The organism is Agrobacterium sp. 6Ca8 (genome assembly GCF_055382765.1).
In genome coordinates this window covers 1,771,159-1,796,570 of sequence record NZ_AP026433.1, presented here as the reverse complement: position 1 = coordinate 1,796,570, position 25,412 = coordinate 1,771,159, and the positions used below count along the sequence as shown (strand labels likewise).

Annotated in this window: 23 protein-coding genes and 1 other RNA gene; 13 read left to right on the top strand and 11 right to left on the bottom strand. The window is 58.6% G+C overall.

Going from position 1 to position 25,412, the window contains the following annotated elements:
• Positions 1–34: 34 nt before the first annotated feature.
• Positions 35–1,006 (bottom strand): alpha/beta fold hydrolase, encoded by a 972-nt coding sequence (locus tag ACZ5A6_RS09030; RefSeq protein WP_174061145.1) that lies wholly within the window; start codon positions 1,004–1,006, stop codon positions 35–37.
• A 127-nt stretch (positions 1,007–1,133) separates the two neighbouring features.
• Here ACZ5A6_RS09030 and ettA point away from each other — a divergent pair, with 127 nt between their 5' ends.
• From ettA to metF, 3 genes are all read left to right on the top strand, one after another.
• Positions 1,134–2,783, top strand: a complete 1,650-nt coding sequence (ettA, locus tag ACZ5A6_RS09025) for an energy-dependent translational throttle protein EttA (protein WP_003513287.1) — start codon at positions 1,134–1,136, stop codon at positions 2,781–2,783.
• Between the two features lie 163 nt (positions 2,784–2,946).
• A complete protein-coding gene (locus tag ACZ5A6_RS09020; protein WP_097100608.1) occupies positions 2,947–3,960 on the top strand; it encodes an ArsR/SmtB family transcription factor in 1,014 nt (337 codons plus the stop codon).
• Between the two features lies 1 nt (position 3,961).
• Positions 3,962–4,867, top strand: a complete 906-nt coding sequence (gene metF, locus ACZ5A6_RS09015) for a methylenetetrahydrofolate reductase [NAD(P)H] (RefSeq protein ID WP_013636527.1) — start codon at positions 3,962–3,964, stop codon at positions 4,865–4,867.
• Between the two features lie 465 nt (positions 4,868–5,332).
• On the opposite strand, the gene ACZ5A6_RS09010 is transcribed toward metF, so the two are convergent.
• From ACZ5A6_RS09010 to ACZ5A6_RS08980, 7 genes are all read right to left on the bottom strand, one after another.
• Positions 5,333–6,559 (bottom strand): lytic murein transglycosylase, encoded by a 1,227-nt coding sequence (locus ACZ5A6_RS09010; RefSeq protein WP_003513276.1) that lies wholly within the window; start codon positions 6,557–6,559, stop codon positions 5,333–5,335.
• A gap of 122 nt (positions 6,560–6,681) precedes the next feature.
• Positions 6,682–7,461: a glycoside hydrolase family 25 protein gene (locus ACZ5A6_RS09005; RefSeq protein ID WP_035251825.1), complete on the bottom strand. Its 780-nt coding sequence runs from the start codon at positions 7,459–7,461 to the stop codon at positions 6,682–6,684.
• A gap of 265 nt (positions 7,462–7,726) precedes the next feature.
• Positions 7,727–8,443, bottom strand: coding sequence for a class I SAM-dependent methyltransferase (locus tag ACZ5A6_RS09000; protein ID WP_003513272.1), 717 nt, complete (start codon positions 8,441–8,443; stop codon positions 7,727–7,729).
• On the bottom strand, positions 8,440–9,690 hold the full coding sequence (locus ACZ5A6_RS08995; protein WP_003513269.1) for a BtaA family protein: 1,251 nt from the start codon (positions 9,688–9,690) through the stop codon (positions 8,440–8,442). The genes ACZ5A6_RS09000 and ACZ5A6_RS08995 overlap by 4 nt, the downstream gene beginning before the upstream one ends.
• Before the next feature lie 292 nt (positions 9,691–9,982).
• Positions 9,983–11,062 carry a transglycosylase SLT domain-containing protein gene (locus ACZ5A6_RS08990; RefSeq protein WP_174061055.1) on the bottom strand — a complete coding sequence of 360 codons (1,080 nt, stop codon included), beginning with the start codon at positions 11,060–11,062 and terminating at the stop codon, positions 9,983–9,985.
• Positions 11,063–11,187: 125 nt separating this feature from the next.
• Positions 11,188–11,823 (bottom strand): LysE family translocator, encoded by a 636-nt coding sequence (locus ACZ5A6_RS08985; protein WP_464110913.1) that lies wholly within the window; start codon positions 11,821–11,823, stop codon positions 11,188–11,190.
• A gap of 51 nt (positions 11,824–11,874) precedes the next feature.
• Positions 11,875–13,086 (bottom strand): pyrophosphate--fructose-6-phosphate 1-phosphotransferase, encoded by a 1,212-nt coding sequence (locus tag ACZ5A6_RS08980; RefSeq protein ID WP_003513264.1) that lies wholly within the window; start codon positions 13,084–13,086, stop codon positions 11,875–11,877.
• Positions 13,087–13,404: 318 nt separating this feature from the next.
• Here ACZ5A6_RS08980 and ACZ5A6_RS08975 point away from each other — a divergent pair, with 318 nt between their 5' ends.
• From ACZ5A6_RS08975 to rnpB, 6 genes are all read left to right on the top strand, one after another.
• A complete protein-coding gene (locus tag ACZ5A6_RS08975; protein ID WP_013636520.1) occupies positions 13,405–14,145 on the top strand; it encodes a J domain-containing protein in 741 nt (246 codons plus the stop codon).
• Entirely contained in the window at positions 14,142–14,921 is a 780-nt protein-coding gene (locus ACZ5A6_RS08970) for an N-acetylmuramoyl-L-alanine amidase (protein WP_174061057.1), read from the top strand. The genes ACZ5A6_RS08975 and ACZ5A6_RS08970 overlap by 4 nt, the downstream gene beginning before the upstream one ends.
• Before the next feature lie 247 nt (positions 14,922–15,168).
• The gene (locus ACZ5A6_RS08965) at positions 15,169–15,708 is read left to right on the top strand and encodes a lytic transglycosylase domain-containing protein (RefSeq protein WP_025594054.1); all 540 of its coding nucleotides are present in this window, start codon (positions 15,169–15,171) and stop codon (positions 15,706–15,708) included.
• A gap of 186 nt (positions 15,709–15,894) precedes the next feature.
• Positions 15,895–17,082: an NAD(P)/FAD-dependent oxidoreductase gene (locus ACZ5A6_RS08960; RefSeq protein WP_174061058.1), complete on the top strand. Its 1,188-nt coding sequence runs from the start codon at positions 15,895–15,897 to the stop codon at positions 17,080–17,082.
• A 66-nt stretch (positions 17,083–17,148) separates the two neighbouring features.
• Positions 17,149–18,339 (top strand): FAD-dependent oxidoreductase, encoded by a 1,191-nt coding sequence (locus ACZ5A6_RS08955; RefSeq protein WP_464110912.1) that lies wholly within the window; start codon positions 17,149–17,151, stop codon positions 18,337–18,339.
• Between the two features lie 56 nt (positions 18,340–18,395).
• Positions 18,396–18,801, top strand: an RNA gene (gene rnpB / locus ACZ5A6_RS08950) — RNase P RNA component class A.
• Positions 18,802–18,827: 26 nt separating this feature from the next.
• On the opposite strand, the gene ACZ5A6_RS08945 is transcribed toward rnpB, so the two are convergent.
• From ACZ5A6_RS08945 to ACZ5A6_RS08935, 3 genes are read right to left on the bottom strand one after another with little or no spacing between them, the layout of a single operon-like run.
• Positions 18,828–19,985, bottom strand: coding sequence for a glutathionylspermidine synthase family protein (locus ACZ5A6_RS08945; protein ID WP_003513255.1), 1,158 nt, complete (start codon positions 19,983–19,985; stop codon positions 18,828–18,830).
• A 1-nt stretch (position 19,986) separates the two neighbouring features.
• Positions 19,987–20,583, bottom strand: a complete 597-nt coding sequence (locus tag ACZ5A6_RS08940; RefSeq protein WP_003513247.1) for a DUF1190 domain-containing protein — start codon at positions 20,581–20,583, stop codon at positions 19,987–19,989.
• 9 nt (positions 20,584–20,592) lie between these two features.
• Complete coding sequence (locus ACZ5A6_RS08935; protein ID WP_003513245.1) at positions 20,593–20,994, bottom strand: DUF350 domain-containing protein; 402 nt, start codon at positions 20,992–20,994, stop codon at positions 20,593–20,595.
• Positions 20,995–21,615: 621 nt separating this feature from the next.
• Here ACZ5A6_RS08935 and mraZ point away from each other — a divergent pair.
• Genes mraZ through ACZ5A6_RS08915 form a run of 4 tightly spaced genes read left to right on the top strand, consistent with a single transcriptional unit; the run spans position 21,616 to position 25,400 of the window.
• Entirely contained in the window at positions 21,616–22,056 is a 441-nt protein-coding gene (gene mraZ, locus ACZ5A6_RS08930; protein ID WP_013636515.1) for a division/cell wall cluster transcriptional repressor MraZ, read from the top strand.
• A gap of 14 nt (positions 22,057–22,070) precedes the next feature.
• A complete protein-coding gene (gene rsmH / locus ACZ5A6_RS08925) occupies positions 22,071–23,096 on the top strand; it encodes a 16S rRNA (cytosine(1402)-N(4))-methyltransferase RsmH (RefSeq protein ID WP_026330778.1) in 1,026 nt (341 codons plus the stop codon).
• Between the two features lies 1 nt (position 23,097).
• Complete coding sequence (gene ftsL / locus ACZ5A6_RS08920) at positions 23,098–23,658, top strand: cell division protein FtsL (protein WP_019565277.1); 561 nt, start codon at positions 23,098–23,100, stop codon at positions 23,656–23,658.
• Positions 23,658–25,400, top strand: coding sequence for a peptidoglycan D,D-transpeptidase FtsI family protein (locus ACZ5A6_RS08915; RefSeq protein WP_003513230.1), 1,743 nt, complete (start codon positions 23,658–23,660; stop codon positions 25,398–25,400). Before ftsL ends, ACZ5A6_RS08915 begins: the two co-directional genes overlap by 1 nt.
• The last annotated feature ends 12 nt before the right edge of the window (positions 25,401–25,412 follow it).

Here is a 25,412-nt window from a genome sequence, read left to right as displayed (position 1 = left end):
TCTCATGGACTTATTCCGTTTCGGCAAAGGCTCGTCAGTTGCCAACGACGCGGCCGCACCAGGCGGCGAAATCCGCAGCCACGGCATGCCAGCCGATCTCGTTCAGGGTTTCGTGGCGCATGCCCCGATAGATCGTGTGTTCGACATGGCCGAAACCCGCTTCGCGGAAGCGTTCGGCAAGCCAGACGATCTCCTTGCCGTCATTGGTCGCGGCATCCTGATCGCCGCTGACAAGCAAAATCGGCAGCGTCTTCGGCAGGCGTTCGATGAGCCTCGGCGCACGATAGGACAATTCAAAGACATCCTGCCACAGGGAGACGCTGGCCTCGAACTGGCAAAGCGGATCCTCCACATAAGCGTCCACCGCTACCCTGTCATGGCTCAGCCAATCCGCATGAGTGCGTTTTTCCGGCATTCTGGCATTCCAGGCACGGAAGGTTGCTTTGGGCAGGATGGCGCTCGGCACATCAGAGCCTTTCAGCATCTTTTCAAGGCGCAGCACAATCTGTGCAAGACGGCCCATGACACCGGGATTGAGGTTGGAATTCCAGATGGACAGACCATCAAAGGCATCCGCATGGCTGACGGCGGTGTTGAGCGCCACAAGGCCGCCCATGGAATGGCCGAACAGGATGATCGGCAGGCCGGGATGTCTTTCGCCAACCATCATGCGCATCGCCATGACATCGGCGACGACCTTGCTGGCTCCGTCCTTCCAGGCGAAGCGACCGAGAGGCGCATCGGCAGCCTTTGTGCGGCCATGGCCACGATGATCGTGGGCATAGACCTCGAAACCCTGCTTTGCCATGACATCGGCAAAACGGCGGTAACGGCCGGCGTGCTCCACCAGGCCGTGGCAGATCATCAGCACGCCGCGCGCCGGAGAAATGGCAGAGGGCTGGTGGCGAAAGGCGATGGATGCGCCTGATGGAGCGTCGAGCCTCTCAATCCGGCTGAACGTCAAGTCATCCGTCGTCTCATTCATGCTTTCACCCGTGCCTGCCATGGTATCCCTTGTCATAATCATGGGGTCATAATCGTGCCAGAGGTTGCCCCAAGGTCCTATTTACCCTACATAGCGGCAAATTTCCCGATACGTACTCTTTAAAATCCGATGTGGAGCATTCGCTACAATGGCACGTCAATTCATCTATCACATGGCCGGGCTGAACAAGTCCTATGGCGCGAAGAAGGTTCTTGAGAACGTCCATCTCTCCTTCTATCCAGATGCCAAGATCGGTATCCTCGGTCCGAACGGTGCCGGTAAGTCGACCGTTTTGAAGATCATGGCCGGTCTCGACAAGGAATATACCGGTGAGGCCTGGCTCGCTGAGGGTGCGACGCTCGGTTATCTCGAGCAGGAGCCGAAGCTCGACGAAAACAAGACCGTGATGGAAAACGTCATGGAAGGTGTGGCGAGCAAGACGGCAATCGTCGACCGCTACAACGAGCTGATGATGAACTATTCCGACGAAACGGCGGATGAGGGCGCAAAGCTTCAGGACATCATTGACAGCCAGAACCTGTGGGATCTGGAAAATCAGGTCGAAATGGCCATGGATGCGCTGCGTTGCCCGCCTGGCGACTCGGCAGTAACCGGCCTTTCGGGTGGTGAGCGCCGCCGCGTGGCGCTCTGCAAGCTGCTGCTTTCGCAGCCTGACCTGCTGCTGCTCGACGAACCGACCAACCATCTTGACGCTGAAACCATCGCCTGGCTCGAAAAGCACCTGCGCGACTATCCCGGCGCCGTGATGATGATCACCCACGATCGCTACTTCCTCGACAACGTCACCGGCTGGATTCTCGAACTCGACCGTGGTCGTGGTATTCCCTACGAAGGCAACTATTCCGCCTATCTGCAGGCAAAAGCCAAGCGCATGCAGCAGGAATCCCGCGAAGACGCCTCGCGCCAGAAGGCCATCAGCCGCGAACAGGAGTGGATCGCTTCCAGCCCCAAGGCTCGCCAGACGAAGTCCAAGGCGCGTATCCGCGCTTATGACGAACTGGTGGAAGCCGCTGAAAATCGCCGTCCCGGCGACGCGCAGATCGTCATTCCGGTCGCCGAGCGTCTGGGCCGTGTCGTTATCGAGGCGGAAAACCTCACAAAGTCCTATGGTGACCGGGTTCTGATCGAAAACCTCACCTTCAAGCTGCCTCCGGGCGGCATCGTCGGCGTCATCGGCCCGAACGGTGCGGGTAAAACCACGCTGTTTCGGATGATCACCGGTCAGGAAAAGCCCGATAGCGGTTCGGTGACCATTGGTGAGACCGTGCACCTTGGTTACGTCGACCAGAGCCGCGATACGCTGGCGGGTGACAAAACCGTCTGGGAGGAAATCTCCGGCGGCAACGACATCATCAAGCTCGGCAAGTTCGAAACGAACTCCCGCGCTTATTGCGGCGCCTTCAACTTCAAGGGCGGCGATCAGCAGCAGAAGGTCGGCAACCTCTCCGGTGGTCAGCGTAACCGCGTTCACCTTGCCAAGATGCTGAAGGCAGGCGGCAACGTGCTGCTGCTCGACGAACCGACCAACGACCTTGATACGGAAACGCTGGCAGCGCTCGAAGAAGCGCTGGAAGCCTTCGCCGGTTGCGCCGTTATCATCAGCCACGATCGCATGTTCCTCGACCGTCTGGCCACTCACATCCTCGCCTTCGAGGGTGACAGCCACGTGGAATGGTTCGAAGGCAACTTCGAAGACTATGAAAAGGACAAGGTCCGTCGTCTCGGCCCGGAAAGCATCAAGCCCGGCCGCGTCAGCTACAAGCGCCTGACGCGCTAATCCTGTTCTCGGATCACTTCAGAAAGGCCCGCCCAAAAGCGGGCCTTTTTTCATGCAATAAATGGGGCTTGAGGGGAGAGCGTGGCAAATTGCGCTTGCATCTCGCGTGACGCCGACATAAAGATATCTTTATATGTTGATTAGATTGCAAGGTGCGGCAGACGTGGCGTTCGGTTTGGATAAATTGGTGGATCTCTTGAAGGCGGCCGGCGAGCCGACGCGCTTTCGCTTGCTGGCGCTTCTGGCGGCCGGCGATCTGACCGTCACCGACCTCACCGAAATTCTCGGCCAGTCGCAGCCCCGTATTTCCCGTCATCTCAAGCTTTTGACGGAAGAAGGGTTGATCGAGCGCTATCAGGAAGGCGCCTGGGCCTATTTCCGCCTGCGGCAGGATGGCGAGCCCGCCGTTGTTATCAGGCAGCTGCTGGGCGCCGCATCGCCCTCTGACGCCGTTCTCCAGCGCGACAGCGAACGCCTTGCCACCGTCAAGCGGGTGAGGGCGGAGCGGGCGCAGGATTATTTTAGCCGCAATGCCTCCGCCTGGGACGAGCTGCGCCGCCTGCATGTGAGCGACGAGGCCGTGGAAGGGGCATTGCTGAAGCTGGTCGGAACCACCCCAATCGATTCGCTGCTCGATCTCGGTACCGGGACGGGCCGCATCCTGCAGCTTCTGAGCGGCATCTATCGCCGGGCAATCGGCGTCGATGCCAGCCGCGACATGTTGTCGGTGGCGCGCTCCAATCTGGACAAGGCGGGCGTGGTCAATGCATCCGTTCGCCATGGCGATATTCTCAACCTGCCGCTGGAAGGCCAGGATTTCGATCTGATCGTCATCCATCAGGTTCTGCATTTTCTCGACCAGCCGGAGATCGCGCTTTCCGAAGCCGCCCGCATGTTGCGTCCCGGTGGCCGGCTGATCGTCATCGATCTTGCACCCCATTCCTTCGAGCATCTTCGCGACGAGCATGCGCATGTGCGGCTCGGCTTTTCGCATCCGCTTATGGATGAATGGCTGAAAAAGGCCGGGCTCGCGCTCGACCGCGCCGTCGATCTTCATTCTGAACGGGCGTCCGATGAATCCTTGGACGTCACGATATGGGTTGCCCGCGACCAGCGGCTGCTGATGGCAGACGATGTGGTGCAAGAGGCCGTTTTACTTGCTGCCGGGAGGGCATGATATGTTGAGGTCGGAAACCGCGCGCCACAATGGCGAAATCCGGGGCGATATCCGGTTATCTTTCGAGTTTTTCCCGCCCAAGAACCCCGAGATGGAGAACCAGCTCTGGGAAACGGTTGCCGAGCTGAAGAAATGGGATCCGGATTTCGTCTCCGTCACCTATGGCGCGGGCGGTTCCACCAAGGCGCCGACGCTGGATGCGGTGCGTCGGATGATCGGTGACAGTCATCTGCCGACCGCCGCGCACCTGACCTGCGTGGATGCCAGCCGTGACGACGTGCATCAGGTCGTTGAAGAGTTTCGCAATGCTGGCGTTCGCCATTTCGTGGCGCTGCGCGGCGATCCGTCGACCGGTATCGGCACGGATTACAGGCCGCATCCGCAAGGTTACGAGAATGCCGCCGCTCTGGTGAAGGGGCTACGCGATATCAGCGATTTCGAGGTTTCCGTTTCTGCCTATCCCGAGAAGCACCCGGAGAGCGCCAGCGATGCGGTCGATATCGATATGCTGAAGCGCAAGGCGGACAACGGCGCAACGCGGGCGCTGACGCAGTTCTTCTTCGATAATGACGTGTTCGAGCGCTACATGGAGCGGGTTACGGCTGCGGGCATCACCATTCCGGTCGTTCCGGGTATCATGCCGATCCAGAACCTGACCCAGCTCAAGCGGTTCGCCGGCCGCTGCGGTACCAGTGTGCCCAGTTTTCTGGATGAGCGTTTTGCAGGTTATGATGACGATCTCGAGGGACGCGCCCGCGTTGCGGCGGAAGTTGCTGCCGAGCAGATCGCCGATCTTCAACGGCGGGGTGTCAACGAGTTCCATCTCTACACCATGAACCGTGCGCCGCTGGTTGATGCGGTGCTTGAGAACCTCGGTCTTGAGCGTTTGCGCCGCAGCGCCGCCTGATTTCAGATATTCCATTTACGACAGGAAAAAAGCGCAGGCCCGACAGGACCTGCGCTTTTCAAACTCGTGTCATCTACGGTTCTTTTCTGCGTTTGGTCTTCACGTCTCGTCAGATGAAAAGCATCATCGCTACGAACAAAAACGCCAAACCGACTGCCAAGGCATTGAGAGATTTTGTAAGTCCCATGGGTGCCTCCTGTTGTTGACAGGTTCGATAATATGACCGTTTTGTGGCACTTGAAAAGCGGTTTCTGTGATGCGGTGCAGCATGCTTTGTCGCCGCTTAAAAAAGTAACTTCTGTAATTAATTGAAAATAAAAGATTATTTTCTCATCACGCAGTGCTTCATATCTTTAAAAAAAGTAAATGACCGGGGTGTTATCCCCAGTCATCCGGTCGAGATTAACAGTTTAAGCCTTGATTCCGGCCGATAGATTAAAGGCCCGAAGGTGCGATTAACACAGGTTAAAGCGCCTGGAGAAGTGCCTGGGTCGGCCATCCATCCGCAGGGATTCCGAGACGCTGCTGTTCCTTCTGGATGGCGACGCGGGTGCCGGAACCGAGAATTCCGTCCACCTTGCCAACATCGTGGCCGCGCGCTTCAAGCTTGGTCTGCAACTCTTTCATCGTCGCGTCATCGAAGCCCGGATCGGGATTGCCCTTGTTATAGACAGGGGCGCCCATCAGACGGTTGGCGAAATAGGCAGCCGAGGTCGTGTAGATGAACGACTGGTTCCATTCCAGATAGATGTTGAAGTTGGGATAGGTGAGGAAGGTCGGTCCCTTGCGGCCCTGCGGCATGATGAGGGCTGCGGGCAGGGAGGCGAAATTTTTGTTACCGTCGCGCGGGGTCACGCCAAGGGTAAACCAGTCACCGGCGGTAAGCGAACCGCCAAGGCCGGATTTTTCCCAGGGCAGGTTTTCCGGTACGGAAACTTCCTGCATCCAGGGTTCGCCCTTCTTGAAGCCGAGGTGCTGGATGAATTTCGCCGCCGTGAGGATCGCATCCGGTGCGCTGCTCTTGACGTTGACATGGCCATCGCCATCACCATCGATGCCGAAGGCGATGATGTCCTTGGGCAGCATCTGTACCTGGCCGATTTCACCGGCCCACGCACCCGTGTTGGACGTGGGGTCGAGATCGCCGTGCTGGACCATTTCGATGAGGGCCAGCAATTGCGGACGGAAGAGTTCCGGGCGGCGGCAATCGTGCGAGAGGGTCACCAGCGCGTTACGGGTGTTGAAATCGCCCTGGACGGCGCCGAAATCGGTCTCCATGGCCCAGAAGGCAGCAATGACGCCAGCCGGTATGCCGAATTCGTTCTCGGCACGGGCAAAGGTCGACGAGAGCTCCTGCAGCTTCTTGCGGCCGATATCGAGACGGGCCTGGCTGACGGTGCGCTGGGAAAATTCGAGGAAGGTCTGGCGGAAGACGCCCTGTGCGCGGTCACGCGAAAGCACTTTGGGGTCTATCTGCGCGCCGGCCAGCGCCTTTTCGATGGCAGCGGCCGGAACACCCTTGGCAGCGGCCTCAGCCTTCACGCCCTCAAGAAATGCGCCGAGATCACCGCCGCAGGCAACCTGCTTTGGATCGTCAGGCGAGGCCACAGGCGGTGTGGCAAGGGCGGAGCCGGTGGAGAGAAGCGACAGAGCGGCGGCAAAAATGATGCTGCGCGACCGAAAAGTGGGCATGGGAATTTCCTCGATAGGTTGTTAGCCCGCTTTACCCACATGTTTGCGACAAAAAAACGGGTCCAGCGATCTGCCGGTGCAGAAGAACGCCGATTTTTCGAATGTGTTGCTTCTTGGCCGTATTATTTGGCCGAAGCGATCCATTTCCGCCAGTTTTTCTCACTTCCGGCGAAGACATTGATGTCGGTTGGGCCGTTGACACCCGGCACGACGCCGGTGGCCGTATATTGCCAGAAGGCCCACTGCCGGTCTTCGTAAATCTTGGCGGGATGCGCGGCGACGGAGCGCACCCAGAAATGGTAATTCTTGAACTGGCCAACGAGGTTGTCGCGGTGGAAGTCGACCGAGGTGTAGATGATCGGGCGCTTGCCGTAATGGGCCTCGAGGCGGTCGAGGAAACGCTGCATCTCGGCACGGACGATGCCAGGAGCCGGGCGCGTCTTGCAGGTGGGGGAGGAGGGGTTCCATTCCACATCGAGAACCGGCGGCAGGGTGACGGCTTCCTTTGGCACGTTGCTGATGAACCAGTCGGCCTGAGCGTCCGCTGTCGAGCAGAAGTAGTAGAAATGGTATGGCGCGTGCAGGATATCTGCCGCCGCCGCACTGCGCCAATGGTCGCTGAATTTCGGATCGATGCGGTCTGAGCCTTCGGTGGCCTTGATGAAGACGAAGGAAACGCCGGATTTGCGAACGGTCCGCCAGTCGACGTCGCCATTCCATTTGGACACGTCGATGCCATGCACCTCGTGGCGATGCGGGTTGTTCGTGCCAAAATCCTGTGGGTCGGTATCGGAGAATTTCGGCTTGGAAACAGAAGCCGTTTCAAGCAGGTCATAGCTCGTGGACGTACAACCGCCGATCAACAACATAGCCGACAAAAGTGCCGATAGACGCAGCCGCATTGGAACCCTGATGAATTATTGTTGCCCATCCACGGCCGCAAAATGGCGCGCCGCATCTCCCGATTTACCCATAACATGGTAAACAAGCCGTTATGGCAAGAGGCAGTGGCCTTTTTTCGGCTCGCAAGTCGCTGGATTCCAAGAGATTTGCGGTCTTTCAGGCGAGCGAAATGCCTGAGCACCTCACTGGCGTATACTTGTAGGACCGTCGGCTGGCAGCGTCTCGCCCGCATTTGCAGAGGCGAGGCGCCGTAACCCTTGAAGATCAGGCGTCTGTCAGAATGCGGCTGACTTTTGGCTGCACTTCGGCGACCGGAAGCGTGATGACGGCCCGCCAGGCGTAACCCCGGGCAATCTCCTCGAATTCGAGATTACCGTCAAAACGGCCTGCCATGTTGGCCAGAACGTAACGGAGATTGGCGCGGGGCGCGACGTGGAAGCGGGTGAGCCATGCCTGCAAAAGTGCGCGGAACCACTTGGGCAATTGTTCCTGCTGGCCGAAATCGACGATGTGCAGCGAGCCGCCGGGCTTGAGAGCTGTCAGCGCCTGTTCGATCGCCTTTTCCCAGTCCGGTATCATCGAAAGCGCATAGGGGATCATGACTCGGTCGAAACCGTCCGGCTGACCGAATTCTGCGGCGCGGAAAGCGGTGGCGTCGGCCACGCGCAGAACGGGGCGTTCCGTCTTTCCGGTAAAATTCTCGGATGCGGTCAGCAGCATTTCGGCGGAGATATCGAGACCGAACAGTCTTGCTTCCGGAAACTTGCGGCTGGCCAGCAGCAGGTTGCGGCCGGTACCGCAGCCGACTTCAAGCAGCGTGCCACCCTTGGGCACGTCGAGGCCGGAAATGGTCCTGTCGCGGCCCAGAAGGTAATATTTGCGGGTAATATCGTAGATATGCCGCTGGTGGCGATACATGCGGTCCATCAGGCTCGCATGCGCCTCATCCGCAAGGCCGACATTCTCGCCGATGGTTTTCATGCCAGAGCCCTCTGATAGATATGGAAGCCGCCATAGATGGCCGAACGGTCCATGGCGTTGAGCTCATTGGAGCGTTCCTCGAGATAGATCCACTGGTTGCGGATATCGGCCGAGAGACGGCCTTCGATCACGCTCTTTTCGGCAGCGGTGCGGAAGATGACGCGGGCGCCGGGAGCGGCGGTGCGGCTGATCTGCGACCACAATTCGTTGAGCTGCACATCCGTCATCCAGTCCTGCGCATCGAGCAGAATGTAGCGATCGACGCCGTTTGCCGGCTTTTTGGAAAGCAGCTCGGTATAGGTGGCGTGGTGCACGGCAACGCGGGCGGTGTTGTTGCGGATCGTCTCGTAATATTCCCGCTTGAGATAAGCGGGCAGGGCACCCTCATGCGGCTCGGGATAACGGCGCGCGAAGGCCTGCCAGGCGAAATAATTGTCGCTGAGCGGAAAGTTGCAGGCAAGCTTTTCAAGCCGCTCCTTGAGGACGGAGGCGACTGTGCCGTCGTTGGAAAGGCTTGCCAGCTCGTCATATTGGCGGGGCGGAATGCCAAGGCCGAACAGCGAACTTTTTCGCTTTGTCAGCCAGCGCACCACCGGCTTGTCGAACAGCGGTGCGACCTTGCTGTCGAAGAATCGACGCTGTTCATCCAGCGTGCGGCTATTGGCCATTTCGGTCAGCTTGACGCCGTGCAGGCGCGCCATAAGGTGGCCGGCGCCGATGAAACGGCCGAGCAGACCGGTGCGGTATATGTTCCTGTCGAATACCGAGATGCGGCGACGGCCGGACAGGGTGCGCTTCGACCAGTAGGCCTTGGTCGTGTCGTCGAGATGGTCGGCGATGAAGCGGTCGTAGCCGTGACTATTGCTGCGCGTATTGGCGCGGCCGAACTGGCGAACCACATCCTGATGGGCCGGGAGATGGCGGAAGGCGGCAAGCTTCAGTTTGTTGAGGGCGATGTGATGCGGGTTAAGATCCACCACATCGATGCTGGCAGGGTTGCGGGAGAGGTAGGCCAGCATGTTGCAGCCACCCGAGCCGATGGTGACGATGCGGTGGCCTTCAGCAAGCTCCATCGCTTCCATATCGATTTCCGGGTCTTCCCAGATTTGCGGATAAACCAGACCGGAAAAGAGAACCCCGAAGAACCGTTCGGAAAAACCGCTTTTCGAGAGCGCCTTGTGCTGGAGCAATGCGGACTTCAGTTTCGTATTCTTGCTGAAGCCGGTCTTGGGTGCCGCACTCGTCATATGTTCACCTCTCAATAGATTGAGAGGCGTCTACAGTCACGACGCTACAGTTTGATGACAGGGGTTGTGGGCCGACGTAACGAATCGAAAAGGCGGTGTGAAACCACTCGGGTCTCAAGCTTTGATTTGGATGCGACGTCATCCTCGGGCTTGTACCGAGGATCCAGCCACATATCGTAAAATCAAAAGCTTGCAGATTCCAGGGACAAGCCCGAGGAGACGAAAGTGACGTGCTCGACGTTTTTAAGAAAAGCTGCTTTGCTGCATTGCAGTCCCGGCGCTGCTCAAAGGCTTACTTGCGCAGAACGTGCAGCATGCCCTTGCGCTTGGCGTCGTAATAATAACCGCGTGCATAAAGCCTGACAGCATTGTCCCGGTTGTTGTCGGCAACAAGCCAGGCGCCGCTCAGATATTTGACGGCATATTTGAGGTTGGTTTCGGCATCGAACAGGCCAGAGGCGGGGCCATCAAAGCCCATGGAGCGGGCCGTGGCGTGCTTGATCTGCATCAGGCCGAAGTGGCCGCCATTATAGGCGCCGGGATTGTATCTGCTTTCACGCTGCACCACGCGATGCACCAGATCTTCCGGCACATTATACATGACAGCGTATTTCGAAATAAGCCCGCTCAGCTTTTCACGTCCGGCCGGCGCGGATTTGTACGGCGCCGTCATCGTTTCGTTCTGCCGGATAGCGGCAAGGGCGGCGTTGGTCGGACCGGCCGCATAGGCCAGAACCGTGCTGTCCGGCTTCGGCAGGGGAATGACTTTCCGTTCCGCGGTCAGTTCGGTACCGATCGACGGCGTTCCGGGCGGCGGCGGTGCGGGCGGGAAGCTGCCCTTGACGGCAACCACCCGCGGCAGGTCGGCGGCAGAGTTGTGGGCCGCCGGTTTCGCGGCGGCACTTGCGGTTTCGATCGCTGCGGCTGCCGGCGTTGCGGCGTGCGGTGCAAGAGCCGCAGCCGTCGTCGGCGCGGCTGTCGTTACCGTTGCCTGCGCGACCTCTGTCTGTTGTTGCTGCGGCTGCATCTGGGTTGGGCTTGCCACTGCCGCTGCAATTTCGGCTGCCGGCGGCAGCGCCACGCGGCCACCCTTGACGGCGGCGACGGTTGGAAGCGATTCGGGCTGGGAAGAGGCTGCCACTTCAGTGGCATGTGCTGCCGGTGCGGCGGTATCAGCCGGGGTACCAGCCGTTTCCGACTGTGCGGAGGCTTGTGCCGGTGCGGTTTGGTTGACTGCAGCTATTTTCGGGCCGTTCGGCCCTTCCTTTGCGGCATATTCGACGCTGGTGCATCCGGCCAAAGCCAGTGCAAGGCCCACCGTGGAAGACAGAAGAAGTGCGCTTCTTCCGCGGAATTTTGCCGAATTTCGCATGTTGCCGCCTTCGTTATGCCTGTCTGTCGATACCCCCGCGTCGAGCGAAGCAGGCAGTGTCCCATCGAGCCTTCATTAACCTATTGTAAGGATAGCGGCAAGCCGGGACGTGGCGTCGCGGTTTTTCAGGCGGCGATGCGGCGGTATCCGGCGCTGACGGCACGGCCAGAAATGAAGTGAGTGCGGTATTTCGGCCGGATTTTTTTGTTGCCGGACATGCGGCGCACCAGTGCCAGCGTGGAGCCGGCAAAGAGTGCCTGCGCTGCCAGAATGCCAAGTGCCAGCAACAGGATTGCGGCCTGCGCTACGGCCAGCGTTTCGACCGCATTGCCGGAGGTGGAAACGAATTGCGGCAACAGTGCCAGGAAGAACATGAAATAGCGCGGACGCAACGCTGCAATGGCGTAGCAATCACGGAAAATGCCGCTGGATGATTTGCCGGGCAGATTGTCATTGTCTGCATTGGCTGCCTGGGCGGCGGGGGTGGCAAAGGTCCAAAACAGGAAAAGAATCAGCCAGCCGATACCCGTCCACTGAACGATTTCCACAAAGGCATGCGGCAGATAGGCAAGGCAAGCCGCTGGAATCGCGGATATCGTCATGGCTGTGACGATGCCAAGCGCGCCGCCAGTGACGGAGGCAAACACCGTTTTTCTGCCGCGGATAGCAGCATAGGAGGCGACAGAGAATACAAGGGGAGAGGGAAGTGCGAACACAACGGCACATGCTGCACAAAAAACCAGCCACGCCTGTCCAGACATTCTCTTCCTCCTTGCCCTCCCTGTCGCCGCTTTATCCAGCCTATCGTAAAATTAGGCCGCTGTGAACGGTTGACCGACGTGTTCCATCACTTCGGTAAACCATTTTGCAGACAGGTCGAAATGCTTTCCGCCCTTGATACGCGGAAACTCGATGGTCCGCAATTTACCCTTTTGATCTTCGTCGTGGCCGGTGACGCCCGAGACCTTGTTCAGCGCGCTTTCGACGGCAAGATCGACCATGCCCTGGATGAGGCGCAGATCGTCGCCATTGGCGGGAGCGGAGCGGGCGAAGTAACCGGATTTCTGGACCATGGAGCGTTCGGCGCCGATGAGGCCGGCGAATTGCTTCTGGAACCAGCCGCCGACATTGATGGTGTCGATCTTCACATGGCCGAAGGCATCGCGCTTGACGGCCTCACCGGCGGCTTCGCGTTCGGCAACGATGGAATCGAGCCCCGCACCTTCGGAAACGAACAACGTGACGTAGCCGTGTTTGTCCATGATCGCCTTCAGCCGTTCGGCTTCCGCTTCGATGTCAAACGCCATTTCCGGCAGGTAGATGCCGTCTATGTTCTTCATCTGCGTGTTCATCATCAGTCCTTCGACATATTCATTGCCGTTGGTCTTCTGGATGTAGGCGCGGGCGGTCGCAGCCGTCAGCCAGCCGCAATGGCGGCCCATGACTTCGTGGATGACAAAGGTCTTCGGCGCAGCACTCTGCTCGTTGCTGACATTGTCGAAGAAGGAAGCGCCCACTTCGGCCGCGGTCCATGCGCCGAGCGACTGCCTGATCGGAACCACGTCGTTATCCACGGTCTTCGGCAGCCCGACGACGGTCAGATCGTAACCGTTGGCGCCGAGATAGGCGGCAAGGTCGGCGGCCGTGGTGTTGGTGTCGTCGCCGCCGATGGTGTGGAGAATGGTGATGCCGTCGGCAGCCAGCCGTTCGGCGGCAACGCGCAGCGGATTTTCACCCTCTTTCACCAGCCCGCGCTTGGCGCAATCGGCAGCGTTGGTGAGCTTTACGCGGCTGTTGCCGATCGGCGATCCGCCATAACGGTGCAGCAGATGCGCCTTTTCGCGCATGTCCTTGTTGATCTCGATCCGGTCGCCCAGAAGCACCCCCTGATAGCCGGAACGATAGGCCACAATGTCAATATCAGGCGCGACGTCGCTATAACGCTCGATCAGGCCGCCAACGGCTGAAGAGAGACAGGGAGCAAGGCCACCCGCGGTCAGCATTGCGACTTTCTGTTTGGCCATTGTGGCTCTCCTTTGCTTGGATAGAAAGATATGTCTGGCAAATGGATGCGACAGCCACGTGTAGGTGTAAAGTGAATTTATCACGAAAAATGCCGATTTCTCGCGGTTTTTCAGCAGCTTGGGCAAAGAAGCCGAATATAATCGTTTCAATCGCCTCCAACCTTGCACCAGGCTTCGCCGTCTGTGGAAAACCGTTGCTCTCCCGTTTGCCGCCCCCTTGCTCCTGAAGAAAAACTGTCGCAAAAATGAATAAAAGTTAATGCCGCAGCGGCGCCGCGCATATTGCATTCACGGCGATATGCCGTCATGCTTGGCGTCATGATGTTCGATTTCGCCTGTTTGCATATTTCATCCCTGTGGGAACGGCTGCTCGGCGCGATCGGTGACGCGGCAGGCAGCACGCTCGGTCGCGTGGTAGAGGCGATCCGTACCCTTTTCGAGGGAGATCCGGAGACCCGCCGCAAGGTTTCTTTTTCCGTGGCCATTATCGCGCTGTCGGCAAAGATGGCAAAGGCCGACGGTGTCGTGAACGATGCCGAAGTGCGCGCCTTCCGGCAGATTTTCGATTTTCCTGAAGAAGAAGCCAGAAACGTTGCCCGCCTTTATAATCTCGCACGCCAGGACGTTGCGGGATACGAGGCCTATGCCGAACGTCTTGCCGGTCTTTGCGGCTCCGGCCATGACAATTGCGAGATGCTGGAAAGCGTCATCGATGGCCTGTTCCACATCGCCAAGGCAGACGGCTTGATACACGAGCGGGAACTGGCGTTTCTCGGCCGTATCGCGGAAATCTTCCATATTACCGAAGATCATTTCGAAACGATCATGGCACGGCACGTTCATATGGATGGGCGCGATCCCTATCGCGTGCTTGGCGTTTCGCCCTCGGACGACTTTCTGGATATTCGCAAGCGTTACCGTTCGCTGGTTGCCGAGCACCACCCGGACAAGCTCATCGCGCGCGGTGTGCCGATGGAATTGCACGCTGCCGCGAATGAGCGTATGGCGGCTCTCAATGCCGCCTATGAGGCCATCGAGAAAGAACGCCGCGTCGCATGAGTGAATTTCTGCCGGATTTCAACCCGGATTTCGGGGGCGCAACCGTTGCGCCTTCTCCCAACCATGGCGAAAGACAGGGCGTGGCGGGCCCGGATATCATTCTCCTGCACTATACCGGCATGACGACCGCCGATGGCGCCCTTTCTTGGCTCTGCAATCCCGCGAGCCAGGTCTCCAGCCACTATTTCGTTTTTGAAGACGGGCGTGTCATGCAGCTTGTTGCGGAAACTCGCCGCGCCTGGCATGCGGGCAAAAGCAGCTGGGCGGGGGAGGCGGACATCAATTCCCGCTCCATCGGGATTGAAATCGCCAATCAGGGCCATCCGGGCGGCCTGCCGGAATTTCCGGAAAAACAGGTAGCTGCCGTCATCGAATTGTGTCGCGATTGCGGCCAGCGGTGGTCTATCGCCCCTGAAAGGGTGCTTGCGCATTCCGATGTGGCGCCGATCCGCAAGGTTGATCCGGGTGAAAAATTCCCATGGGACATCCTGTCGCGGCACGGTGTCGGTCATTGGGTAGAGCCAGCGCCGATCCGCGGCGGACGTTTTTTTCAGCGCGGCGATCACGGCCAGCCGGTGGAAGCACTCCAGTCCATGCTATCCATTTACGGATATGGCGTTGAAATAACAGGCGCATATTGCGAAAAAACAGAAGGTGCCGTGGCCGCCTTTCAGCGGCATTTCCGCCCGGCGCTGGTGGATGGTATCGCGGATTTTTCCACGATCGACACGCTGCATCGGCTGATTGCCAGCCTTCCGAAATTTTCGGCCGTTTGAACGCCGTTTCTGGAAAAGCCTTCCCCGTTTCCCGGTCGCGCAAGTCGATTTTTTTGTTGTGCCACAGTTAATCCGCATTGAGGAAGTCTAAGAGCCGCAGTGGACGCGGTGCTGTTCTTCAGGGGAGCTTGCCGTCAATATCAATCAAGGAGACTGGACGGTAGAAGGTCGTAATCGACTTTCCGCGCGCTGGACGTTTTTATCGTTTCATTGTTCCGGTTATCCGATCTGGAGACTATTTCAACAGATGAACAGAGTTTTTGTTGCTGTCGCAGCGGGCGTTGCTATGCTCGTTTCGCAGGCGGGGATTGCTTTTGCCAAAGACGAGGACGTCAAGACCAAAACCGTGACGCTGGGGACCTTCTTCCGTACGCCCGGTTATCCCGTTCCCGAAAAGAGCCTGCCTTCGTCGCTCAAGAACGACTATTCCGATCTGATCGTCAAATATGCCAAGCGTTACGGCGTCCCCACCAATCTGGCCCATGCCGTCGTTTCTGTAGAAAGCAAGTTCAACCCTAGGGCTCGCGGCAGCGCGGGCGAGGTCGGGCTGATGCAGATCAAGCCGGCAACGGCGCGCATGATGGGCTTTCGCGGCACGACCAAAGCCCTCTTCGACCCCGAGACCAATATTCGCTGGGGCATGCAATATCTGGCAACCGCCCACCAGCTTGGCGGCGGTGAGGTTTGCAGCACGATCCTGCGTTACAATGCCGGCCACGCCGCCACCCGCATGAACCCGGTGTCCAAGCGTTATTGCGGCAAGGTCCAGGCGCTTCTGGCCAGCTGAGGTCTTTTGCTCAAGCGTGTCGTGATGTTTCAGATTGGCGATAAGCTTTAAGTCCTTGTTTTAACGCATCTCGTTATTGCAAAACCGCTGCACGCTCTTGCGCGGCATGTTTCGGACGTCACGAAAATCGATTCCGGTTTATGCGTGCATGCTGTAGTCAGGAGCAAACCTGATGCGGAGCATGACATGCCGGATTTCAAATATATCGTGGTCGGTGCCGGAATGATGGGTGCGGCGGCAGCGAGGCACCTTTCGGCGCAAACGGATGGCGTGGCGCTGATCGGGCCGGATGAACCCGCCGATCGCAAGACCCATACCGGTGTGTTTTCAAGTCACTATGACGAGGCGCGCATCACCCGTGGTTTCGATGGCGATCCCGTCTGGGCGGAGCTGGCGCAACGCTCCATCCGGCGCTATGCCGAGATCGAAGCAAAAAGCGGCATCCGTTTCTTCACCGAAGCGGGCTGTCTGTTTACCGGAAACGGCAAGGGGCTTGCTGGAGACTACGTTTCGCGAGCCTTGGTCTCGACTGACCGCCTTGGTCTTGGCGTGGAAACGATCGGCGGCGATGCGCTGGCTGGCCGGTTCCCGATGTTTTCCCTGCCGTCGGATCACGACGGTTACTTCGAGGCGCACAATGCCGGCCACGTCAATCCGCGTGCACTTGTGAGGGCGCAATCCACTATTGCTGCTGCGCAGGGCGCGCGACTGATCCGCGAGACGGCGGTGCATGTTCGCGATACCTCCCAAGGTGTGGAAGTTTCCACCAGGGAAGGGGCCGTACACACGGCCGAAAAGGTCATAGTGGCCGCTGGCGGTTTCACCAACATGGCTGATCTTCTGCCTTCCCCGGTCGATATGGCGGCAACGGGCCGCACCATCGTGTTTTTCGAACTCGACGAAGCAAGGCAGGCCCTCTTCGGCTCCATGCCCTCGACCATCGTGCTTGCGGAGACCGAGGACGATATCGTCTATATTCTGCCGCCTGTGCGTTACCCCGACGGCAAGGTCTATCTGAAGATCGGCGGTGAGAGCGAAAAGGGCAGGCTGGAAACGCTGGCCGAAGCAGTCGGCTGGTTTCATTCCGACGGCACGCCGGGCGAAGTGGAATTCCTGACGAAGCGGGCGCTATCGCTCATGCCGGAACTTGCGGGCTGCCCCGTGACCTCTGGTTCCTGCGTCGCATCCATTACCCGTAGCGGTTATCCATATATCGGCTATACGCAATCTTCCAATATCGCGGTTCTGACCGGTGGCAATTTCGTTTCCGCCAAGTCTTCCGACGAAATCGGGCGGCTAGGCGCGGTGCTGCTTCTGCATGGCCAGCTGACCGAGAGTGATTTTGCTGCCGAAATGTCGCCCGTTTTTATCTGACATTCAGCAGCGAAGCGGCTACAAAATCGCGGCTGTATTAGAGCGGGTTGAGGCGAAGAGGGCGGCATGTCGGGACATTTCAAATATATCGTTGTCGGTCGTGGCATGATGGGTGCTGCCGCCGCCCGCCATCTGGCGGAAAACACCGAAGGTGTGGCCCTGATCGGCCCCTGTGAACCTGCCGACATCAAGTCACATCCGGGTGTTTTCGCCAGCCATTACGATGAGGCGCGCATTACCCGCACCATTGATGGTGATGCGGACTGGGCACTGCTCGCCAACCGCTCGATCGCGCGCTACACCGACATCGCGGCAAGGAGCGGCGTGGAATTTTACGCTCCCGTCGGCTGTCTGATGGTTGGGCCTGAACGCGGTGGCGACAATCCCTTTGTCGACAACGTCTGTGAGGCAGCGGCGCGTCTGCGGGTTTCCACGGAAATGCTTGACGATGCAGGTCTGAAAAGCGCCTTTCCCTATTTCTCCTTCGAGCCGGGCTGCGAGGGCGTGTTCGAAAAGGACAACGCCGGTTACGTCAATCCGCGCGCGCTGGTGAAGGCGCAGAGCGTTCTGGCAGACAAAGCCGGCGTTACGCTCATCGACGATATAGTCGTCTCAACGCGGGAAGAGGCTGGCCGTGCACGCGTCGAGACGGCCTCGGGTGCGGTTTATACGGCAGACCGGGTGCTGGTCGCTGCGGGTGGCTTCTCGATCACGAAGGATTTGTTGCCGCAGCCCGTCGCTCTCAATGTTTATGCGCGCACCGTCGCCTTCTTCGAGGTAGACGAGGCGGAGCTGGGACAATATGCGGGCATGCCGTCGCTGATTTACGAGCCGCGCGACACGACGAAACATATCTATCTCCTGCCGCCCGTCCGTTATCCCGATGGCAGGTTCTATCTGAAAATCGGCGGCGATCCCGATGATAAGAAGCTCGATAGCGATCCCGAAATCCGCGCATGGTTCCGTTCCGGCGGGCGCGAAAGCGTTCGCGACCATCTCTCCGCCATCGTCGGGACCTTGGTGCCATCCATCGACCGGTCGCGCATTTCCATGGCCGCCTGCGTGGTGTCCAAAACGCCGGGCGGTTATCCGGCCATCGGCTTTACGACGTCACCGCGCATCGCGGTTCTGACTGGCGGCAACGGTACGGCAGCCAAGAGTTCCGACGAGATCGGGCGGTTAGGCGCCCTGTTGCTGCGGGATGGAAAAATTGGCAACGACGCCTATGCAACGGATTTCAAGCCTGCATTTCTTTGATCTTCCGTTACGCTTTTCGGTGGCTTTCGCCAAAGAACATGGGTATTGACGCCATGCCAGTTGGCTGGGCAGCCGCGCTTTACCAATGTCGAAAGACGGTAAGGTGAGGAAAGTCCGGGCTCCACGGAAATACGGTGCCGGATAACGTCCGGCGGGGGCGACCCCAGGGAAAGTGCCACAGAGAGCAAACCGCCATGCCTGGCATGGTAAGGGTGAAAGGGTGGGGTAAGAGCCCACCGCGCCGCTGGTGACAGTGGTGGCAAGGTAAACCCCACCGGGAGCAAGACCGAATAGGGATGACACGGGGCGCGGGCGAAAGCCTTCGTCTACAGCCGGTTTCCGGGCCCGTCATCCGGGTGGGTTGCGAGAGGCGGCATGCAAATGCCGTCCCAGATGAATGGCTGCCACGTTCCGGGTCATACCGGGGCCATACAGAACCCGGCTTACAGGCCAACTGGCGATTTTCCTGCCGCTTTTTTCGGTGGCGATCAGCCCTCGATGATATGGGGAACGTAGCGGGAGAGATTTGCGGTGATAGGTGACGCGTCCTCGCGAATCCCGAGCCCGCAGGGCCGATCGGCGACGATCCAGCTTCCTAACACGGCGTATCCGAAATCGCTCTTGAACAATGGTGCGTATGCCTGAAAAACATACCCCTCTTGGCCATAATTGCCGGGGGCCGATAAAATTTCGCGTCGGTTTCGGTAAAGGCTGACATTTTCGCCTTCACGCGAGAGAAGCGGCTTCACCACGTAATCCCGTAATTCATATATTTCAGGATCATCTGGGAAGAAACTCGGGAGCAGATTCGGGTGATTGGGATGCCGCTGCCAGAGCAAAGGCAGCAGGCCTTTGTTCGACAGCACGGCTTTCCAGGCCGGCTCGATGAAAATATCGCCTTGTGCAGGCAGATGCGTGGCAAAGGATTCTCGTAACATGTATTCCCAGGGATAAAGCTTGAAGCAGCGTTCGATGACGCGACTTTGAAGGTCAGCATAACGCCCGCACGCATCGATGCCGATGTCTCTGATATCGAGGAATTGGGCACGGTGGCCCGCCTGAATGGCGCAGTCCATGAGATAAATCGTCGTGCCGCAATCCTCGGCGTTGTCGCTCACCGCCGCGAAATGGAAAATCCTGTCTCGCGAGAATTGACCGAAGGCCTCAATCAAAGCTTCCTGAACCGAGTTGAACTGGTCGGTTTGCGGCGGGAGCGTTCCAAGGGCGACCTGATCGGTCAGCCAGTTATATTGGAAATATCCCGTTTCGAATACGGAAGTGGGCGTGTCGGCGTTGTATTCCAGCAGCTTTGCAGGGCCATGCCCGTCATAGGCAAGATCGAAGCGGCCATACAGGTGGCGGTCGCACCGCCGCCAAGAATTTCGAATGACATCATGGTGATCGCGGGGGATGGCAAGACGGGTTAAAGCCTCCTCACTGTGTACGATGTCGGCGACGAGATCCATGCACATGTCGTGCAGGATCTGGCTCGGTTCTTCGATGTCGCGCTCGATTTCAGCCAGTCCAAAGCAATAGGCTGCATCGTCCACCCAGTAAGGCTCGCCATGCATTTCATGGAAGGAGAAACCGACAGCATTGGCTTTCTCGCGCCAATCCGGGCGCGGCGGGACTGTGATGCGGCGCATGTCAGCTTCCTGAAAAGGAGTGGCCGCCGAATCCACCACGGCCCTTGACGTTCGTTTTGGCGTTGGACGTCTTCACGTCATTCGCTAGCGCGCCTCCTCCTGACGTGATTCCCCCGCCGCCTTGGTCCTGTTCACTGGCCGTCACATCCGGTATGACGAGGTCGCCGTTGCGTTTTCGATAGGCCGACATCGCACCGTTGGAACCCGACTCGCTGTTTTTCTGCCTGCGGCGATAGTTGCTGTAGTCTGCAAAGTTTTCGATGGACCGAGGCATAACAAAACCGGCGGGTGAGGGTGTGAAGACACCTATGCCGGTGGGGTTAGTGGAATTGAGATTTTGTTTCAGCTCAAAGCAGTTTCCCGCGCCGTATTCCATTTCACATGCGACCATATTGAGAAATTTAGGTGCAGTGGCGAGGTGATGTTGGCCGGCGTCTTCGGATGCCGCTTGGCAAGCCTTGGGATAGACACCGGAGGCAACGCATTTTTCAACTGAGGTATAAAGAACCTCTTCCTCCGATGAAAAAGCCATAAAAAGGCCTATTGCGGCAATCGTACCGAGGGCGAGACGCGGATGTTCTGTCACGTCCAAATACATGTCTGTTCCTCAATAGGCCATGCAGGCTGCGTTTAAAATCCCGATGACCACAGCGATGCCGCCGCTCCAGAGCCCGGCCGCAACGTTATCCTCGGTGATTTTCAGGTGCAGGTCGGTCATGGAGAGTTTGGCGATGTAGAATGCGAGAACCTGTACCAGCAGGCCGATCACTGCCCAGACGATATAGTCGGGGAGGCTGACGGAATTAGCCGCCGCCGAGGCGAGCGGCAGGCTGAAGCCGATCAGTGCCCCCAAAAAAGCGACGACGGCGGCAAAGTTGCCGGCCTTGATCAACTCCCCCTCGCGGTGGGGAGTAAGGCGGGTGTAAATAGCGGAAAAGGTTGCCAGGCAGAGCAGGCCGATCAGAAAATAACTTAAGAAGGCAGGTAAGCCTGCCACGTAATTCGGCATTATTGTCTCACAATGAAAAACACAACTTCAGAAATCAAAATCAATTGAAAGTTTAAAAAGTCAAGCGTCGCGGCGTTGTTGTTTGTTGAGAGTGACGGTTCTGGCTGAGCGCAACATGCGCATTGCTTCTGCGTCAAATCGAACCTCTGCAACTGGTCTATCGCTAAATCACACAGATAGCCGTAACGCCAACCAAGCTGGCATTCCCACGGCAGCATCAGAGCGCCTTTTGCGATTTAAGTGGCGCGTGTTCGGCGAGGGTCGCCAAGTGTCTGTTTCGCAAACAAAAAAATGGCATATCGACCCAAGTTTTATTTGTTCCCGCTGGCACATGAGTTCGCGCAGTAAACCATTCGTTAAACTTAACGGCTTATGAATTTCCGATGCGGAGTCGGTATCGTGCCGGCTTCTCCCATTGACGCCCATAGTGTCCCATGGTATCCCAAATGCACACCACACTGGGTCGTGTTTTTGACCCGCAATCGCTGAAACGAGTGAGGAGCCTGCAACGGGCTGCTGCAGGGCATGTCGCCCTGACGCTTGGCGATGTGTCGTGCGTACCGGTGTTGTCTGTGGGGCGGATGATTCGCTTTGCGGAATGCGGTTTTGGCGAGTTGAGTAATGGACCGCTTTTTATCGAACGTAACGAACAGGATCGACGCCAAGGGGCGCGTTTCGGTTCCGTCTCCGTTTCGTTCGGTGCTGGCACAGCGTGGGATTCAGGAGCTTTATTGTCTTCAGGATTTCGCGTTTCCGGCAATCAGTGTCGGCGGTCCGGATTTGCTGGAGCGCTACGAGCGGCAGATCGCGTCCATGGATGCCTTCTCGCCGGAGGCGAACGCAATGTCGCTGCTGGTACACGGCGGCGGCGTTTTCATGAAGCTCGATCAGGAAGGTCGGTTGACGGTGACGGATTTCGTCCGGGAATTTACCGGCATATCCACGGATGTCACCTTCGTTGGACGAGCGGATCATTTTCAGCTTTGGCAACCGCAGGCGTTTTTGGCGGCGCAGGCGGCAGCAAGAGCGGGGCGCGGTTTTTCGGCTGCACGCCCCGCATAGGACGGGGACACGGAATGGCGGCGAATTCTAGCGGGCGATCTTCTGATGCCGGTGAGGGACCTCAGCGTCACATCCCGGTCCTGCTTCGCGAAGTGATCGCTGCGCTCGAACCCGCATCCGGCAAGGTCATCCTCGACGGCACTTTCGGCGCCGGTGGCTACACCCAGGCAATTCTCGATCAAGGTGCCAATGTCATCGCGCTTGACCGCGATCCGAACGCGATCGCCGGCGGCCAGGCCATGGTTGCTGCAAATGGCGGCAGGCTTACCCTCATTCAATCGCAATTTTCCGATCTGGCAAGGCACGCGCCGGAAGGCGGTCTTGACGGCGTGGTTCTCGATATCGGCGTTTCCTCCATGCAGATAGACGAGGCCGAGCGCGGTTTTTCCTTCCAGAAGAACGGTCCTCTAGACATGCGCATGTCGAGCTCCGGCGTTTCGGCGGCGGATGTCGTCAATCGCGCCAAGGTCGGCGATCTCATCCGCATCTTCGGTTTTCTTGGCGAGGAAAAGCAGCCGGGCCGCATCGCCCGCGCCATTGAAAAGAGGAGGGCGGAAGAGCCCTTCCGCACCACGCGTGATCTGGCGGGCCTCATTGAAATCGTTACGCCGCGCAAGGCTAAAGACAAGATCCATCCCGCAACACGGGTGTTTCAGGCGCTGCGCGTTTTCGTCAATGACGAACTCGGCGAATTGGCGCAGGCGCTGTTTGCAGCCGAGCGGGCTTTGAAGCCCGGCGGCCGGCTGGTTGTCGTCACGTTCCATTCGCTCGAAGACCGCATCGTCAAAAAATTCTTCTCCGAACGTTCCGGAAAGGCGGCGGGTTCCCGCCATCTGCCGATGGTGGAAGACAAGCCCGCCATTTTCGAAAATATCGGCAAGCCGATGGTCGCTGCAAGCGACGAGGAGGCGGAGATCAATCCGCGGGCCCGTTCGGCCAAGCTGCGCGCCGGCCTGCGCACGGCGGCACCTGCCCGGGCGGCAGATTTTTCAATTTTCGAACTTCCCGATCTCGCCAGCCTTGAAAAGATGGGAGGCTGATATGCTGCGCACATTCGATGTCGTGTTGATGGGGGTCATGGTCGCTGCGGCGGTGGTGACCTATTCGATCAAGCACAAGACCGATCTCAAGCTGGAACAGGTCCGCAAGCTCGAGACCGAAATCAAGCTCGAAAAAGACACGATTGATCTTTTGCGGGCCGACTGGGCACTGCTGACCCAGCCGAACCGCCTTCATCGTCTCGTGAATGCCTATCAGGACGAGCTTGGCCTTTCGCCGACGCTGCCGACACAATTGGCGCAGCCGCGCGAATTGCCGATGCTGCGCTCGCAATTGCCGCAGCCGCCCGAGCCGGAAGGCATGAGCGTTGCGGATGTCATCGCCGCTGCCGTCAACGGCTCCAAGCCGGGCGCCACGCTTGGCGGAACTGCCAAGAAGAAATCACCGCCCGCCGGCCAGATTGCCGCCAATGGCGCTCCTGTTCCAACACCGCGGGCGCGTGTTTCCCGTCCCACGGCGGCTCCGGCTCCTGCCGTCGCCGCTGTCGCAGGCGATGAAGATGGCGAAATGGATGAAACCATAACTGGATCGGTGGACCGCTGATGTCTTTTCTCTCCCGCGTCATGGTTCTGAAGAGCAAGGCTCACTTTTCCGCCAGCACCACCGGCATTCATACTGACCATGCTGCTTTCGAGGGCGCTCGCAAGAAGAGGGCGGCCCAGGCGAAAAGCCGCGTCGGTCTCATCATTTTCGGCTTCATCGCCTTTTACGGCGTCGTGGGCGGCCGTCTGGTGCAATATGGCCTTGCCGAGCAGGAAACGGTTTCGAGCATTGCCCCTGCCGACCGGCTGATGGCGTCGCGTCCCGATCTTCTTGATCGTAACGGCGAGGTTCTGGCGACTGATATCCGCACCGTGTCGCTGTTTGCGGAGCCGCATCGCATCGTCGATATCGACGAAGCCATCGAGAAGCTGCGCACTGTATTGCCGGATCTCGACCAGCGCGGCACCTATCAGAAGCTTTCCTCCAATTCGCGCTTTCAGTGGCTGCGCCGTCAGTTGACGCCGAAGCAGCAGAGCCAGATCCTGGCGCTCGGCATTCCCGGTGTCGGTTTCCGCCCGGAAAAGCGCCGCTTCTACCCTGGCGGGCCAACAGCTGCCCATGTTGTCGGTCACGTCAATATCGACAATCGCGGTGTTGCCGGAATGGAACGTTACGTCGACAGCCAGGGACTGGCCGATCTGACGGCGCTCGGCATGACCAGCGATCAGCCGCTGGAGCCGGTGAAGCTTTCCATCGATCTACGCGTCCAGTCCATCGTGCGTGAAGTCGTGACCTCGGCCATTACCAAGTTCCAGGCGATCGGCGCGGGGGCTGTGGTTCTGGATGTGCATACCGGCGAAGTGCTCGCTATGGCCTCCGTGCCGGATTATGATCCGAACAACCCGGCAGAAGGCGCCAAGGAGGGATGGCTCAACCGCATGTCGAACGGCACGTTCGAAATGGGCTCCACCTTTAAATCCTTCACCATTGCCATGGGTCTCGATTCGGGTCGCGTCCGCCTGGGCGATATGTTCGACGCGCGTTATCCGATCCGCATCGGTGGCTTCACCATCAAGGACTTCCACGGCAAGGGCCGCATGCTCTCGGTGCCGGAAATCTTCCAGTATTCGTCGAACATCGGTACGGCAAAAATCGCCGACACCGTGGGGACCGAAGGACACAAGGAATTCCTGACGCGGCTTGGCCTTCTGACGCGCATGCAGACCGAACTGCCTGAAGTGGCGCTGCCTTCACAGCCCCGCGAATGGAAGAAGATCAACTCGATCACCATTTCATTCGGCCACGGCGTTTCAACAACGCCGTTGCAGACAGCAGTTGCCGGTGCCGCGCTCGTCAATGGTGGGAAGTTGATCGAGCCGACATTCCTGCCGCGCACGCGCGAACAGGCGGATCAGGTGGCAAAACAGGTGCTGAAGCCCGGCGCCAGCAAGGATATGCGCTTCCTTTTCGAATGGAACGGTGTCAACGGTTCTGGCCGTAATGCGCGCGTCGACGGTTTCAATGTCGGCGGCAAGACCGGTACGGCTGACAAGGTCGTCAATGGCCGTTATGTGCATGACAAGAACTTCAATGCCTTCCTTTCGGCATTCCCGATGGACGACCCGCAATATGTGGTGCTCTCCTTCATCGACGAACCGAAGACGGACAAGGGCAATGGCGCGGCACTTGCAGGCACCTCGGCTGCGCCGATGGTGCACGATATCATCAGCCGCACAGCGGCAGTGCTGGGCGTGAAGCCGAAGTTCGGCAAGGATGGCTCGGCCTTGCTCGTGTCTTATTGATTGTTAGAGCTT

Excerpts from the sequence above, each read along its gene's own strand:
- ACZ5A6_RS09030 (WP_174061145.1), bottom strand. The coding sequence starts at position 1,006 with ATGGCAGGCACGGGTGAAAGCATGAATGAGACGACGGATGACTTGACG.
- ettA (WP_003513287.1), top strand. The coding sequence starts at position 1,134 with ATGGCACGTCAATTCATCTATCACATGGCCGGGCTGAACAAGTCCTAT.
- metF (WP_013636527.1), top strand. The coding sequence starts at position 3,962 with ATGTTGAGGTCGGAAACCGCGCGCCACAATGGCGAAATCCGGGGCGAT.
- ACZ5A6_RS09010 (WP_003513276.1), bottom strand. The coding sequence starts at position 6,559 with ATGCCCACTTTTCGGTCGCGCAGCATCATTTTTGCCGCCGCTCTGTCG.
- ACZ5A6_RS09005 (WP_035251825.1), bottom strand. The coding sequence starts at position 7,461 with ATGCGGCTGCGTCTATCGGCACTTTTGTCGGCTATGTTGTTGATCGGC.
- ACZ5A6_RS09000 (WP_003513272.1), bottom strand. The coding sequence starts at position 8,443 with ATGAAAACCATCGGCGAGAATGTCGGCCTTGCGGATGAGGCGCATGCG.
- ACZ5A6_RS08995 (WP_003513269.1), bottom strand. The coding sequence starts at position 9,690 with ATGACGAGTGCGGCACCCAAGACCGGCTTCAGCAAGAATACGAAACTG.
- ACZ5A6_RS08990 (WP_174061055.1), bottom strand. The coding sequence starts at position 11,062 with ATGCGAAATTCGGCAAAATTCCGCGGAAGAAGCGCACTTCTTCTGTCT.
- ACZ5A6_RS08985 (WP_464110913.1), bottom strand. The coding sequence starts at position 11,823 with ATGTCTGGACAGGCGTGGCTGGTTTTTTGTGCAGCATGTGCCGTTGTG.
- ACZ5A6_RS08980 (WP_003513264.1), bottom strand. The coding sequence starts at position 13,086 with ATGGCCAAACAGAAAGTCGCAATGCTGACCGCGGGTGGCCTTGCTCCC.
- ACZ5A6_RS08975 (WP_013636520.1), top strand. The coding sequence starts at position 13,405 with ATGATGTTCGATTTCGCCTGTTTGCATATTTCATCCCTGTGGGAACGG.
- ACZ5A6_RS08970 (WP_174061057.1), top strand. The coding sequence starts at position 14,142 with ATGAGTGAATTTCTGCCGGATTTCAACCCGGATTTCGGGGGCGCAACC.
- ACZ5A6_RS08965 (WP_025594054.1), top strand. The coding sequence starts at position 15,169 with ATGAACAGAGTTTTTGTTGCTGTCGCAGCGGGCGTTGCTATGCTCGTT.
- ACZ5A6_RS08960 (WP_174061058.1), top strand. The coding sequence starts at position 15,895 with ATGCCGGATTTCAAATATATCGTGGTCGGTGCCGGAATGATGGGTGCG.
- ACZ5A6_RS08955 (WP_464110912.1), top strand. The coding sequence starts at position 17,149 with ATGTCGGGACATTTCAAATATATCGTTGTCGGTCGTGGCATGATGGGT.
- ACZ5A6_RS08945 (WP_003513255.1), bottom strand. The coding sequence starts at position 19,985 with ATGCGCCGCATCACAGTCCCGCCGCGCCCGGATTGGCGCGAGAAAGCC.
- ACZ5A6_RS08940 (WP_003513247.1), bottom strand. The coding sequence starts at position 20,583 with ATGTATTTGGACGTGACAGAACATCCGCGTCTCGCCCTCGGTACGATT.
- ACZ5A6_RS08935 (WP_003513245.1), bottom strand. The coding sequence starts at position 20,994 with ATGCCGAATTACGTGGCAGGCTTACCTGCCTTCTTAAGTTATTTTCTG.
- mraZ (WP_013636515.1), top strand. The coding sequence starts at position 21,616 with ATGGACCGCTTTTTATCGAACGTAACGAACAGGATCGACGCCAAGGGG.
- rsmH (WP_026330778.1), top strand. The coding sequence starts at position 22,071 with ATGGCGGCGAATTCTAGCGGGCGATCTTCTGATGCCGGTGAGGGACCT.
- ftsL (WP_019565277.1), top strand. The coding sequence starts at position 23,098 with ATGCTGCGCACATTCGATGTCGTGTTGATGGGGGTCATGGTCGCTGCG.
- ACZ5A6_RS08915 (WP_003513230.1), top strand. The coding sequence starts at position 23,658 with ATGTCTTTTCTCTCCCGCGTCATGGTTCTGAAGAGCAAGGCTCACTTT.